Annotated in this window: 1 protein-coding gene; it reads right to left on the bottom strand. The window is 49.4% G+C overall.

What is annotated here, in order from left to right; genetic code table 11:
* Positions 1–33: 33 nt before the first annotated feature.
* The gene (locus tag MH117_RS06615) at positions 34–16,608 is read right to left on the bottom strand and encodes an SDR family NAD(P)-dependent oxidoreductase (protein ID WP_239327891.1); all 16,575 of its coding nucleotides are present in this window, start codon (positions 16,606–16,608) and stop codon (positions 34–36) included.
* Positions 16,609–16,627 lie beyond the last annotated feature (19 nt).

The raw sequence follows: 16,627 nt of genomic DNA on the forward strand, positions 1-16,627 counted from the left end.
TATATTAGTGCGAACTCTTCATCTTACAAGTGGCTATAAAATGACCATCGATTTCTCCCAGCTTACGCCCTCTACAGTGAATGAACCGGCAGAATCGATCAATACCGCTTCATCGGTAGGTCCGGTCAAGAGCACTTCCACAGCTTCCATCACCTCTGCAAAATCGAAATTCTCCACATCAGTTGGTTCTGTACGACCCCATCCCCCATGAGAGGGAGATGTTCCGACACGATCCCAGTGCATGATCTTTACAGGGCAAGCCCATTTCAATGAAAGTGAATGTGCAAATGAACTTATAAATGAACTGCCAGCGACATTAACGGTATCCTCTTGTGGTAGATTCGTTGCCTCATGTTCTATTTTTCCAGGAGATGTGAAAAAGAGCACGAAATCCAGCGGTTCATGCTGGAATACCTGCGCCATATTTGCCACTGCATTGATGTTCTCACCCAGCTCCGTTTGTTGCCAATTTGTCTCTGCAAGCGCAAATGGACACCCAGATCGTTGAATACTGGACTGAATTACGCCATGAATTCGAGTATACTGCCTCTTTATTTCAGAGTACGCCCGCTGCAAGGCATGGCTATCTACCAGATTGGCTGTCAACCATGTGGGAGCAGGTCCCAAACCCGCCAGCTTCATTAGCTTTGTACGCAGTGATCCGCTTGTGTCATTGCTGACTATCCAGAAAAGGTGCGCCCCATACGTGCGAATCATATATTCGCTCCATGCTGTTTCCAACTCTCCCGGCTCCCCAATAAGCACGTAGACGCCACCTTGCCTGTACAACTTGTCGCTCAACGTAATACTGCCAGTAACGGGAAGAAGCTCCTGTCGGTGCCACTCCTGATCCCGATACACGAAGGGCGTGCGTTTGGCAGTGGGAGGAAGTACAAATATATCGCTTAACGGATGCGTTCCTGCTTCCAGATCGACAAGCCGCACGCTCCAATTCGCAAACCTTCTGGTGATGAAACTCATATATTCTTGGACGGCTCCTTGTGCCGGATCTGATTCGTCGTATTTGTGAATAGCTTGAGCCTGAACAGTGACTACGGTCCAACCTAGTTTCCTGTCTTCATAGCCCGACCGCAGCAAGCTTTGAATTAGTTTCCATGCCAAATGAACACCCTGCTCTTGCCCTACCATAACCTGAATATCTGAGCTTGCCGCAGCTGCATAATCCGACACTGCCCATAAAAGGTGATCGATCGCTTCGCAAGTTAACAATCTACGGGTTATATCCTCAATTGTACTGTCAGGCAGCACATCCAGTGCGGACACATTCGGATACATCCTGCGTAGTTCATGCAATAGCTGTTCATTCCTGCCTACAAGGACAATTCTCTCATTAGAAGCAGGAACACTATTTGAAGGCACTAGGTCAAATGGCTCCCACACTGGTGTCAACATGGCAGCTCCTGTCGGGTGTTGTAAAGCGGTCCCGGCGGAAATAGCTTTTGGAGCAGAATTGCTTGGTTGACGATCGGCGAATACTCTGGACGCAAAACCGCACAGACGGATGCACACCTCTCCCGTATTGCTGCACAACGTGATGTCCAGCTTCTGTACGTTCCCGCCGCCCTCACACAGTTGTACCCATGCCCACATTTCAGGAACCCAGGAGCTCAACACTTCAATCTCCTGCAAGGCAAAGGCGAGCGCAGGCTGGTAAACGCCCGCCCTCTCCAACGGCAATTCAGGGAGAAGTCCGATCGAAGCTTGGATCGCCGAATCCAACAAACTCGGATGAATCACATAATCCCGCGCAGAATCGGCCACAACCGCTGGAATCTTCAGCTTGGCCAGCACTTCATTTGCTCCCGAGTATACCTGCGTTATGCCTTGATACGCTTCTCCATAAGCGATACCCATTGCTCTAAATGCCTTATAACATTCGCTTGGCAATAACGTGCGGCGTAGACACGCTGCTTGTATGGCGGCGAGATCAAGACGTGGCGTCGGTGACATTTCACATAACCTGGCGTAGCCTTGGCTGCATATAGTTGGTTCTTCCTCACCATCCAGTTGGTAAATCTCAAATCGAATTTCTCCATTGTCCTCGGGGACAAGTCCAATATGCACCTCGATGGACTCATTTTCCACGCGAATCGGGCTCGTCCATACGATGTCCAGCAGCTTGATCGCAGACAATTCATTTGTTTCTGCCGTTGCTTTCTCTACCGCTGCCCGCGCCAATTCCAAATATGCCGCGCCAGGCAGTATCTTAACACCGTTCACGATATGATCGCGCAAGAAAAATTCTTCTCCTGTAAATACAGAACTGAAGCGCTGCTTGGAGAAATCCGATGTATTGCTGTGCAGCAGCGGATGAAGATAAGGAAGCGCGTCCACTGCCATACGCTCATTACCTGTTCCTTTCCACTCAGCTTCCATCACTTCTCCCGGCACCCAGTAGCGTTCTTTGGCGAACGGATATGTCGGCAGGCTCATTCGGCGTGGTTTATTCGCTCCGTACAGACGATGCCAATCCAAATGCAAACCCTTTACCCATAGATCAAGCAGCTTGGCATACTCTTTGCGTTCCATCCAGCGCCAGATTGTATCCTGCAATTCCAGATCAGCCGCAAATATGGACAACGCCTCTTTGTTGCGCTTGGACTGGCCTCGGAATACACGCTCAAGATCATTTCGGCCATCAATATATCCCTGTAGCTGCGCTTTCAGTTCCTGTACGGACCCAGAGATGAGTGCAAGCCGTTCATCCATCGCTTCACGTCCTACTTGCAGCGTGTAGGCGGCGTCTCTCAACTGCTCATCCGAATAATCATGCTGCACAAGTACAGTGAGCAGTTGTTTTGCCTGCGCTAGCAATCGCTCCTCATTTTTTGCGGACAGTACGATCAGCCCCGGATGCTGCGGTGTCACTGCGGGATAATGCCGCACCTCAGCTTGCTCGATATACTCCTCCAACAAGACATGGGCGTTCGCACCACCTGCTCCAAAGGATGAAATGCCCGCAATTCGAGGAAACTCCTTCAATTGCCCATCGACCTCCACAATCGGCCGTTTCCATTCCGCAAGCTCTTGCTGTACGACAAATGGGGTGTATGCAAACGAAATATTCGGGTTAAGCTCCTTCGTATGCAAACTCGGCACAAGCTGTTTGTGCTTCATTTGCAGCATAATTTTAGTCATGCCAGCCATTCCCGCAGCTGCTTCCAAATGTCCGATATTGCTTTTTACGGAACCGATCGCACAAAACCCCGCGTCTTTCGTATCTTGGGCGAAGGCGTGAACCAAGCCTGTAATTTCAATTGGATCGCCTAGGTCTGTTCCTGTTCCGTGAGCTTCCATGTAGCTAACGGAACGAGCGTTAATTCCTGCTTTGTCCAACGCATCACGAACGAGTTCTCCCTGCGAAGTCGGACTAGGAACCGTGTAGCCGTTTGTCTTGCCGCCGTGATTGATGCTTGTCCCGCGAATGACCGCATAAATATGATCCTCATCCGCAACCGCTTTGGACAATGGCTTTAAGATGAATACGCCAACACCTTCACCAGGCACGAAGCCGTTTGCCCCTTTCCCAAAGCTCTTGCATTTTCCGTCGTCAGACAACATTTGCTGACCGCACAAATGTGTGTAATTCGAAGGATGCAGGTACAAATTGACGGCTCCCGCAATGGCCAGCTCGCATTCTCCACGGTAAAGATGTTCGCATGCTTCGTGCACAGCCGTTAATGAAGATGAGCACATCGTATCGATCGGCATGCTTGGCCCTTTCAGGTTAAGCAAATAAGATACCCGGTTTGCGAGCGAGCTAAAGGAAGTAAAAGGAAATACTTCCTCGCCACGTCTCCATAAATCGGGTCCGTATAAGCTAAATCCCGTTTTCGTAATTCCCGCATATACCCCGACTCGACCTTTATGCCTTGTGTTCACTTGTTCCCTTGTGTACCCAGCATCCTCAAGCGCTTCCCAGCAGGATTGAATAAACAACCGTTCTTGAGGGTCCATGTTTAATGCTTCCCGCGGTGAAATATTAAAAAATAAGGGGTCAAAATTCGCAAATTCGCCAACAAACCCACCCCATTTGCTGTAGCTTTTCCCTTGAGCGACTGCCTCTTGCCGATCCGGTTCATAAAAGCCTTCAAGCGTCCAGCGATCCTGCGGAATCTCCTCGATGCAATCCTTGCCTTGCACCAAGTTCGCCCAGAAGCTCTCAAGGCTGTCTGCTTGAGGATAATGACCGCTAAGACCAATAATCGCAATCGGCTCACGCTTGCTTGACTCGGCCGTCTCGGCCGCTTCGTGCAGCAGTTGTTCCTTCTTCTCCTTCGAAAGCAGGACAGCATCGGAACGGTCAGCCGTATCCACCGCTAACTCGGTTGCGCTGGATAGCTGAACGATTGGACTGAATGCTTTGTCCAATCCAGTCCACTGTCGGCATTTTTCTGTATGATGAGATACAAAATAACGGTTCAATTCGCTCAACGTTAAATATTCAAAGAAAAGCGTTTTGGAGATCTCGCCAAACAAGCTTTCCAGCTTTTCATTCAGCTGCGTAATGATAATCGAATCAATGCCGTAGCTCTCGAACGGCTCAAGCGCATCCACCAGAGCGACATCAAGCTTCAGCGCCTCCCCAAGGAATACTTTAAACTTGGCTAATGTTTTTGCAGTAAGCATGTTCATATCCGCTGACGAATCCGAAATTACTGCAGTTACAATTAATGGTCTGGCAGACTGCATCTCGAAGAAATAATGGCGCAGCTTGCCCACAGTTCCCTCTAACGGCATCACTCTCGATTTCTGCAAACGAAAGGCTTGATACAGCGCATAGAAGCCCGACTTTGTCTGCAGCGGGATCAGACCCGTTTTGCGATTCATTCGCTCCTCGGCATTCGAATCTACATGCATAGCGCCATCTTTCCAAAGCGGCCAATTGATGGAAATTGTACGCCCTCGACGTGTGCCTGCTGCAACCATCTCATTGCGGTACTTCACATACCGATCCATGAACGCATTCCCCATAGCATAATCCGCTTGTCCCGGATTGCCTAACGCTCCCGCGATCGAGGAAAACAGGAGGAAGAAATCTAAATTTTCGTCCTTGCTGGCTTCATCCAAGTGAACGACTCCAGCTACTTTGGGAGCCAATACATCCTGCACTTCCTCATCGCTTTTATTAAGCAGATAGTTATCTCGTATGATCCCGGCACTGTTGATGATTCCGTTTATACTTCCGAACTGTTCCCGAATCCAGCGAATCAAATGGTACGCAGCTTCTCTATCGTTAATATCCGCTTGCTGATAGACAACTCGTGCTCCGAGCGTCTCCAGTTCCCCGATCTTCTCCTTGATATACCTGTTAAGTTCTGACCTTCCAGCAAGGATTAGCGCGGCCCCCTTCGCATACCTAGCAATTTCCTGCGCAAACAATAAACCAAGGCCACCTGCACCACCCGTTATTAAATATACGCCACCTGGTTTCCAAGGTACGGCTTCCGCTTCCTGTAAGTCGATGTTTATTTCATTCCAGCTTTCAATAAAGCGTGTGCCTGTATCATATCGAATATGGATGTTTTCAGGGTGTTGTCGGTTCTCCTTGAGCTTATCAACGAGCTTTACGCCGTTTTCTCCACTAGGCACTTCAATCAGTTGGCCGAGTAGCTGCGGATTTTCCAGACGGGCTGTTTTTAATAGTCCGGCCAATCCAGCAAAAAGTTGTTGCTCTCCGTCTTCAGGTACAACCAATTGAATGAGGATATTGCCAGCCGGTCTGCTCTGGATCAGCTTCTTCATGTAATTGAGCAATTGTACGGCATAACTTTCAAACTGCACGACTATATCGCCAGCCTCTGCAGGCAAATGGATGCAAGTCGCTGTAGGCAATTCGGCCGCAACAGCCTCACGCAACCACATATGCCAATCCGTTAATATGACGACGTGATCAGCATACTGGGGCAGAGGAATATGATTATCCGACGCTTTCTCCTGCCATACGGGTTCAAACATCAGCTTTCCTATGCCTAACGGAGTTACGTCCTCCAACGACTTTGACGATTGCTCCGGCACCCAATGATGCTCTCTAGCAAACGGGTATGTGGGCAGATGGATTCGTACCGGTCTCGCCCCCTCGTCATACAGCTCATCCAGTGGAATATCATAGCCTTGGCAGTACAACTCCCCCAAGGCACACAAGATTTCCTGATGCTTGGTCTTATCGTAGGCGGTCTGCTCGCATTTCACCAGCAGTTCAAGAATGTATTGTCGAATTGCAGCTTGTCCTTCGAATTCGCGCGGTACCACCCCCCGGAACACATTGGGCAGTATGTCCATGTTCTTTGTTTGCTTCCAAGTCAAGGCAGCGTCCTTGATATCCCTAACGACAATCGCACAGCGATGCTTAAAATGATGCCTTCCCGCAAACAACGTGTAGCTAATTTCAGAAAGCGAAGAGACGTCTGCCAGATTTGATTCCAAAGTCTCCACCATTTGTAGGATCTTTTCTTGCAGCGCCTCCACGGTTTTGGCCGACAAAGGCAGCAAATAGCAAGCAGCTCCATCAGGTGCATTTCTTAATCGTTGCGGCTCATAGCTTTGTACGACGACATGAGCATTCGTTCCGCTCATCCCAAACGCACTCACCGCGCCAGTACGGCCGCGCTCGCCAATCAACCAAGGCTTGTTCTGCTTATTCACATAAAATGGACTATGCTTCCATTGGATGTAATCATTTTCTTGCTCGCAGTGTAGGCTGGCCGGAATTATGCCGTGCCGCATCGACTGAACCAATCCAATCAAGCTAACGATGCCCGAAGCCGCTAATGTATGGCCCAGATTCGTCTTCGAGGAGGTTAGCGCACAATACCCCTCTTTGTTCGTCCGCGCTTGAAACGCATGGACCAGCGCATTAACTTCTACCGGATCACCCAGTCTGGTTCCGGTACCATGTGTTACGACATACTCGATCTCTTCAGGGTTTACGTTATATTGGTTATATATGTCTTTCAGTAAATTCGCTTGCGCCAGTCCGTTCGGGGCTGTTATGCCGTTCGTTTTGCCGTCATGATTAATCCCGCTGCCTCGAATAACCGCATAGATAGGATCTCCATCCCTCTTGGCATGGGACAACCGCTTCAGTACGATAGCCGCGACGGCTTCTGCCGGAACCATTCCGTTCGCTCGTTGATCGAAGGCATAACATCTTCCCTCTTCAGACAGCATCCCTGCCTGGCTCATCGCAGAGAATGATTCCTCTGCCAGAAGCAGACTGATCCCTGCGGCGATAGCCGTATCGCATTCGGATAAGCGCAAACTCATGCAAGCCTGGTGCAAGGCAACCAGCCCGGAAGAACATGCGGTATTGATCGCCATATTCGGTCCGCTCAAATTTAAGAAATAGGACAAGCGAGCGGCTAAGATAGCATGGTGATTGGACGTAATCGAGCCGCTTTGCCCTGCGATTTTTAAGTAATCATCATTATTTTCAACGCCAATAAACATGCCGATTTTATTGCTTTTCAGCTGATTGGCGCCATATCCAGCATCCTCCAACGCCTTCCACGATTCTTGCAGCAAAAGCCGCTGGCGAGGGTCCATATTCTCCGCTTCACGAGGAGAAATTTCAAAAAACAGCGGATCAAACTCACTGACGCCAGGTACAAAACCGCCTTTCCACGCCGTATGCTTCAATCCTTCAATAAATGGCCGTTCCTGCGCAATTTCGCTGATAACCTCGTTTTGCCCCACAAGAATATTCCACAATTCGTCGATCGTTCGCGCCTCTGGAAACCGACCACTCATGCCGATGATGGCAATCGGCTCGCCAATGCCTGACGAATCTGGATTTCCCGCCAATTTTCCTACAAAACGTGAGCGACTTCCTTGCGTTCGTTGTTCAGAAATTTGCCGAAACGTATGGAACGCAGACATGGAGTACTTCGAAGCCATTGAGTCTGCTGCTGTCGAACAAGATGTGGGAACAATTGCTGGCCGTGAACCTGCAGGCTCTGTTGTTTCTGATGATTCATCTCCGTAAAAAGCAAGGATCGTATCCGGGCAAGCCTGCAGCATATACTGTGCGAATCGCCGCAGGGTAGAATACTCGAAAAATAGTGCAGGCGTAATTTCAATCTGGTAGTGTGCGGAAATCAATCCTGAAAATTCAGCCAAGCTCACAGAGTCAAAACCGAATTCGGCCAGATTCTCATCAAGCCCGAGCTGCTCCCGCGGGATTTTCAGCAATTGAGCCGTTAATTGTTTGAGATCCCATTCGACGCATTTCTCTAGACTTAAATTCTTCATCGCAGGCAGTCGTCCTTTGATTGTGCTGCTCGAAGTCAGAGTCACGGAATGCTTCAGATTTTCCGAATGCGCTTGTGCTGACCGCTCTGGCTTTTCCCCTAGTCCTAGGAAACGATGCACCCGCTCCCGCTGGCCCACCATGATCAGGTGCTGCGGTGTATTCTGCGAGATGATCTGCTCGAACAAGGAGACACCTTCGGCGTCTTCCAACAACCGCTGGCCGCTCGTTTTGATATACATCTGTGTAGATACATCATTGCTGAAGCTCATGCCGCCATTTTTCCATAGCGGCCAATTGATCACAATCGTCTTGCCGGGCTCCTGCTGGTGGCGGTACTGGGCATAACTCATTTGAAAACGGTTGGCAGCAGCGTAATCGCAAAAACCGAAATCTCCAAGGATTGCGGAGGAGGAAGAGAAATAGCATATAAAATCGGGATCGTCTTCCTTCAGCAGCTCATCCAGCGTCATCGTTCCCTTGACTTTCGGAGCCAGAATGTGTTGAAACTCTTCTATACCTTTTTCAAAAATAGTGTTGCTGCTCATCGTTCCCGCTGCGTGGATCACACCGTTGATGTTCCCGAACTGCTGTCTGGCAATCCTTAACACACTCCTCATGCCTTCCTGATCGCCAATATCAGCCTGCAAGTACATCACTCTTCCACCCAGCGCTTCTAGTTCTTCTATTTTCGCTTGCTTGGCTGCATTCAGTGTGGAACGTCCGACTAAGATTAAATTTACGGCGTACGATGCGGCCAGCGCTTCTGCGAACAAAAGGCCCAGTCCTCCTGCCCCGCCTGTAATTAGGTATGTTCCCCCTTTGCGAATGGAACGGGTTCCCCTCGTTAAAGTTGTCGGTTGAATATGATTTACGAACCGCCTGCCGTCCTGATACAACACAGATTGCGCCGCCTGTTCCCTCAGTTCGCTGCAGATTGTCGATACTTGCTCAGTGATGCCGCGCTTCTCAGCTTTCCCGCTCACATCTTCATGGATGACATAAACCTGAAGCTTCGGCATGACCATGCGCAAGGATTGTTTAAAACCAATCCAAGAATCGAGATAACAGAAATCGAGCTCATTTTCAAAATTGCCTGCCAAGACCAACTGTTTTGACTTGATTTTTTCAGCGTGCATCGCCTGCAGCATATATACGATGCCGGAAAAATCCCGAATACAACTCCGATCCTCTATTGCCCACAAATAAAATATCGCATCCGGTTCCCCTTGCCTTTCCCGGATCTGGCGGAATGCTTCCTTATAGGACTGTCCGTCGTCAGATGTGATGCTATATATATTGCCTGATGCTTCACAGCCACGGGAAACTCCTTGCGCGATAAAGATCAATTTGGCTTGTGGGTGCTGAAACCGGATTGCATCCTCTGCTGCCTGCTGATTCTCCCCAAGGGACAGAAAGCACACGATAGTTTGCAGTGCTGCAGACTCCAAGGAAGGCAAATGAGATAACGCCTGTTCCTTCCATATTTCTTCGAAGGTCATCGTCTCGAATGCTGCTGCTGAATTATTTACGTTGTTATCAACTACTGGAATGATTTTGACTCCGGATTGACTTGGAGTCATCATTCCGTGAGCCGCATCTATTGCTGCAAACTCCGTTTGCATTTCGATGTCCAATCCAATCAATTGAACGCATACGACGCCTTTATCATCGAGCAGATCAATATCGAGTTGGTTCCGGTTATGATTCTTGGTTCGAATCCATGCCCACATTGAGGATGAGCATGGCCGCAGCACTACAAGCTCCTGTAGCCCAAGAGGGGACCATGTTAAAGAGGACTTCTCCTGTTGCAGAGACCATTCCGCCGCAAAGCTTGCTGCTGCGTAAAGCGCGGAATGGATAATGCCGGGATGAAGCGTGAACATGGCCACATTGTCCGCTTGTCCGATAGGCAGCTTCAGCTTGGCGAGTGCTTGACCTTCCCCAACATGCATCATTTGGATTCGGAACCCGTCCTCGCTATTGCCTTCCTTATTGGAAAGTCCATGTTTGTTCAGCATCTCTTCACATTCGGAGGACGACCGTACTTGCTGATTGCACTGTGCCAGAAGCGCAGGCAGATTTAAGGTTTCCGCTGTGACAGCATCACTAATTGATGCACGGCCTTGACTGCCTATCACCATGTTGCCATTTCCTACATCTTTAACGTAAATTTCATAGCCAATATCGCCATTGTCTTCCCAAAATAGTTCAATATGCACCTGAACAGGATCGTGCTCCACGACTACCGCTTCGTGCCAGAGCACATGCTGCAGTGTAACCGCCAATTGTGCTTCATCACGCAAGCCAGTCGCTTGTTCCACGGCAGCGCGGGCCATCTCCAGGTAAGTGGCTGCAGCAAGCATTTTACGTCCTGTTGACCCATGATCGCTGAAGAAGAACTCTTCACCTGTAAACGTCGAGCTGAACCGCTGCCGAGCGAGATCCGAGGTATTCGTATGCAGCAGCGGATGAATATGCGGCGGTGTTACCACTGCCTGCACACCATTTGCTTTAGCTCCTGCTTCCAACTTCGGCACCCAATAACGCTCCCCTGCAAAAGGATACGTTGGCAGGCTTACTCGGCGGGGGATGACCTCATCCCCTGCATACAGCCGACGCCAATCCACATGTAATCCCTTCACCCATAAATCAAGAAGCTTGGCGTACTTTCCACGTTCCATCCATTTTTCCACGGCTTCACGCAATTCTTCATCCGCGTCAAAAACGTCCAATGCTGCTTTGTTATGCTTCGTTTGGCTACGGAATACCTTATCGATTTCTGTTCTGCCTTCTACATAATGCTGCAAATTCTCTCGCAGCTCATCGATAGAGCTGACGATAAGAGCTAATCGTTCGTCCATTGCTTCACGCCCGACTTGCAGCGTGTAAGCGATATCGCGCAGATGTGCGTCATTATAAGTATTTTCCTTCATTGCGGCGAGCAGCTGCTTCGCACGGGCGATAAGCCGATCCTCACTTTTCGCGGACAATACGATGATCGCTAGCTGCTGAGTAGGAGCCGCAGCATCATGTAGGGACGCAGTAATATATTCCTCAATAATCACATGCGCATTGACTCCACCCGCACCAAATGAAGAAACGCCCGCGATTCGTGGGTATTCCTGCAAATGCCCGTCTATTTCGACAGCGGGCCTGGTCCATTCAACGAGCTCCTGCTGCACGCGGAAAGGCGTCTGACTGAAATCGATGTTCGGGTTCATTGTTCCTGCATGCAGAGACGGCGCTAACTGTTGATGCTTAAGCTGCAGCAGCACCTTCGTTACACCCGCGATTCCTGCTGCGCTCTCGCAATGCCCGATGTTGGATTTCACTGATCCGATGGCGCAAAACTGCTGATCCAGCGTATAGGACTTATAAGCTTTGCTTAAGCCCGCTATCTCAATGGGATCACCCAAAAAAGTTCCTGTACCGTGAGCTTCCAAGTAGCTGATCGTTCTTGGATGGACGCCAGCGTCCTGCAGTGCCCGTTCGATCACGCTTGCTTGCGCGTTTGGATTAGGGACTGTATAGCCATTTGTTTTGCCGCCATGATTCACTGCCGTTCCTTTTATCACACCGTAAATGTGATCCCCGTCAGCCTCCGCCATTACAAGCGGCTTGAGCAGCACGGCACCGACACCCTCGCCCGGCACATAGCCGTCTCCCTCTTTACCGAAGCTTTCACACCTACCCTTGCTTGACAAAAAGCTTCCTTGCGTCAGCATCAAGTATTTATTCGGGTGAACCGATACATTCACGCCCCCAGCAACAGCGAGCCCGCACTCGCCTTTTTGTAAGCTCTGACAGGCATAATGCAGAGCAGTAAGGGAAGAAGAACACATCGTATCCAGTGCAACGCTAGGTCCATGAAAATTAAAATAATACGATACCCGGTTGGCAATCGAAGCTGGGCTCCCCACCAAGGCATACGGCTGGCCCAACGCTTGCGCTTGTGCCCCATATAGTTGGTACTCTTCGTATGTGACTCCTACATATACGCCCACATCTTTGGCGCAATCACGTTCCAGATATGATCGCAGCGATTCCCGCGTATAACCCGCATCCTCAATTGCTTCATACACACATTCCAAGAATAAGCGTTCTTGCGGGTCCATCATTTCCGCGTCTCGCGGCGAGATGTTGAAGAACAACGGATCAAATCGGTCTACACCGTCCAGAAAGCCTCCCCATTTGCTCTGCGTTTTTCCAGTGCTGTCGTTTCCTTCTTGAAAATGCAGCCTGTAATCCCATCGTTCTGGTGGGATTTCCGTAATGCAATCCTTCACATTTCTTAAATTATCCCAAAAATGATTCATATTGTGCGCACCCGGATAGCGTCCAGAAAGCCCGATAATCGCAATGTCAGTTCGGTTTTTCACTTGTTCGACGCTCTCTCCTGCCCGAGACTGCGAGGATAAGCTGCGCGCAGCAGCCCTATTGGCAGCGGTACTTTGTGCAAGATCATCTCTGTATAAAGTGTCAGGCTTGTGGTTAGCATTAGACGCTTTCTGCGTGCGCTTTCCCCATAGCTCGTTCAGTTTTTCCCAGTGTGATTCCGCAAAATAAACTTCCAATTCCCGGATGGTGTGATATTCGAAAAATAAAGTTTTGGGAAGCGGGCCAAATACCAGTTCCAATTCGTTCGTCATGTGCACAATCATAATGGAATCGATTCCGTAGTTATCCAACGGGGACCCGGCTTCAATCCGGCTTTCGGGTATTTGAACGGTGGAGGCCAACAGCTTGATTAAATACTTTACAGTTGCTGCCCGCAGTTGTTCTTCATCAACATTCGGTAAACGAACCGACTCCTCACCCGCTGTCGGAATCATATCAGCCAAAATGTCTTGACCCTGATCATCCAAGTGGCCCCTTCCTGCAGCCGCAGCTTGCAATGACGCCGCAGACGGCAGAGGGCTATTAGCGCTGCCCCTGCGCCGTTTCGGATCAAGCACCCAATAACGTTCCTTGGCAAATGGATAGGTAGGCAGTGAAATGCGCGAATAGCCTCCGTCCGCGAACAAACCGTCAAATGTCAGGTTGCAGCCTTGAGCATACAAACTTGCAATTGTTGACAATCGTTCCAAATAAGTTGCTTCGTCAGGCCCTGTACTGCATGCACGAATGCAGTCGTTCCCGTATTGTGTCAAAGTAGTAGTATCCAGACTCTCGTGTTGTTGAGTGCTGGAAATATAAACGCGCGGCTCCACTCCAGTGTCCAGCCACTTTTTTAATAGGTCTACAATCTCATCCGAGTGGCGGGCTACACACGCCAGCCGATAATTCCAATGCTTTCTTCCCATACATAAAGTCCAGCTCACATTCTCAGTGCTGATCTCTGCCGATTTCTCGCAAAAGTCCGCTAACTGCCGGGCCTGTTCAGCAAGTTGTGCCGTTGTCTGTGCCGACAGTACGATGATGTAACCAGGTTTTGGCGTAAAGCTGCGATCCAGCTTCGGTGCTTCTTCGATGACCATATGGGCGTTCGTGCCGCTGAATCCAAACGAACTGAGTGCCGCTCTTCGCTTGATCCCGGGCTCAACTTTCCAATCTTGCAAGTTTGTATTGACATAGAACGGGCTGTCCTTGAACTCGATATTCGGATTACTTGCTTTATAATGCAGAGATGGAACCATTTGTTTGTGCTTTAAGCAGAGTAATATTTTGATTAAACCCGCAATGCCCGCCGCTGCGGTTAAATGACCGATATTCGTCTTGATCGAGCCAAGTGCGCAGAATCCTGCCTGCTTTGTATATTTGCCAAAAGTCCGCGACAACGCCTCGTACTCGATCGGATCACCTAACTGCGTGCCAGTTCCGTGCGCTTCGATCAATTGAATATGTTCAGGGTTAACGTTGAATGAATCATATACATACTGCTGCAAACGTTCTTGCGAGTTCGCGCTTGGCGCCGTTATGCCATTCGTCGCGCCGTCTTGATTGATCCCCGTTCCGCGAATAATGCCGTAAATCTGATCCCTGTCTGCGACAGCATCCTGCAATCGCTTCAGCACGACGACGCCAGCGCCCTCTCCGGGAACGAAGCCATCGGCACGCTGATCAAATGCATAGCAGCGCCCATGACGTGAGAACATCCCCGCCCGATTCGTAGACACATAAAAATCCGGTGTCGACATCACAAATACGCCACCGGCCAAAGCCATCTCTGTTTCTTTAGCCCACAGGCCTTGGCAAGCAAGATGGATCGCCACCAGAGAACTGGAGCATGCCGTATCAACGGCAATAGCAGGCCCTTGAAGATCTAAATAATAGGCAATCCGGGCTGGCGTAATCGAGTTGGCATTTCCCCAATAAGCTTGGGCAGGGGGATGATCACCGATCAGGTTGCGATAATCCATCTGCCCTGAGCCGATATATACACCGCAACGCGTTCCTTCAACCGCTGTACCGGCATAGCCGGCATCCTCCAGCGCTTTCCATGCCTCTTCCAGAAAGATTCGCTGCTGAGGGTCCATATATGTCGCTTCAATCCCTGAAATCGTAAAAAACAACGGATCAAACTGATCGATATCTTCTAAAAAGCTTCCATACCTGCAATAATCCGAGCTGTCTGGAAAATGCTCAGACAAATCCCATCTTGTCACTTCTTGAACTAAATCCGTCCCGTTAACAAGGTGCTCCCACAGTTCATGCACGGACGCAGATCCTGCAAAGCGCCCGCTCATTCCAATGATGGCGATATCCTCCCGTTCTGTTTCTGCTTCCTTACCCGTTTCTTGCTGAACCTGGGCTGACAGAGTTTGAACGGTGGCACGAGATAAAGGAGACTTCGTATTGCGCCCTGCGATGGATTGAGAATCATTTGGCGTTGCTGCTCCGGATAATGATTTGGCGATCACTTCTCTATGCTTGGACACAATATAATTGGTTAATCGGCCAAGCGATCCGTAATCAAACAAATCGGTCGTCTTCAGTGTTATGTCCAACATTTGATTGACCGCTTGTATAAGCTGGACGCCGGTAATGGAATCAACACCATAATCAGAGAAGGCGGCTTCTGCATCGATGAAAGCCCGATCTATTTTCAGCGACTCAGAAATTTTTCCAGCTATCGCATCCTTCACTACATTCTCGATGATGGTGTCCGTTACCTCGACTTTGCCTGCTTGAATTCGTTCTTCAGCCGTAACTTTCAGCGGTTTATAATTATCTGTGCTCATCATTCCATGTCCAGCGGGCTCGATAGCCGCACTTGCGTGCTCTGGAAGTCTGATAATCCCGTCGCTTTCAGCGACTATGATTTGCTGACCCAATTCTTGGGCAGCCGCTGCAGGGAAAGAAACCGCTTGGTACCCTTCCATCTCCAACGCTTTTTTCCATTCCTTCGGATATAGCCCTGGACAACCTGGTATTCGTATGGCGGGATCTTCGTACATCCACCATCCCTCGATTAGACTGAAGGTCAAATGGTTGGCCAAGGAATTGTCCGTCAACTCATTAAGTAAAATGAGGCCCTTTTCCTTTAGCATCGCCTTTGCATTGCGAAGCGTTTGGCGGATGTTTTTGGTGGCGTGCAGCACATTGGCAGCTATGATCAGGTCATATCCTCCTATATCGATAGCTTGTAAAGCGACAGGCTGGCCGATATCCAAATGTTTAATAGTTAAAAAGGAATTATCCGGACCATATTCTCGCTCGCCATGCATTAGAAAAGCTTTGGAGACGTCCGTGTAACAATATTCTGAAATGGCATCGTGATACGGCTTCAGCTTGTGGAGCAGCATGGAGCTGGTTCCCCCTGTGCCAGCCCCGATCTCCAAGATGCGCACGCGATCCCTTGGATTCACATCCCTTTGCTTAACTATATAAGCGACAACACGTTCCGCCATAATCTCATTAAAATAATCAGCAATGACGTTATGCTTATAGATGCCTTCGACCAACTCCATCGAAGAATTCGGAAACATGACTTCGGTTGCGAGCAGCTTACCGGTAATAATATCCGGTATGGCGCGAATCATGTTCTCCATCAGCACGATACGAGCCTTGCGGTTCGGATCCTCCAGCCAATTTGCCTTGTGGCAATCCCATTCTTCCCATAAGGCTTCAAGATCGACCAATGAGCAGTCATGTATCTTGTATGTGTCACCTTTACGATCAAGAAAGTGATGCTCCATTAAAAAAGCGGTGCTCGCCTCAAACCACTTGTCATACATGTTGATTAATCCTGCCTTGGCCTTCAAGTGAGCGAATGACGATTCCTTTTCAATAAAAATACCAGCCGATTGGAGCTGTCCCCATAACAATCTGATGAGAAGCGTTTGGATCTTTTTCATTTGTTCATGCGTATGTTTAGCACTTTCATATTTTTGCATCTCTCATCTCTCCATTGGC

Origin of the sequence: Paenibacillus sp. ACRRX, from assembly GCF_022346885.1 — a bacterium.
Lineage (GTDB): Bacteria > Bacillota > Bacilli > Paenibacillales > Paenibacillaceae > Paenibacillus_B.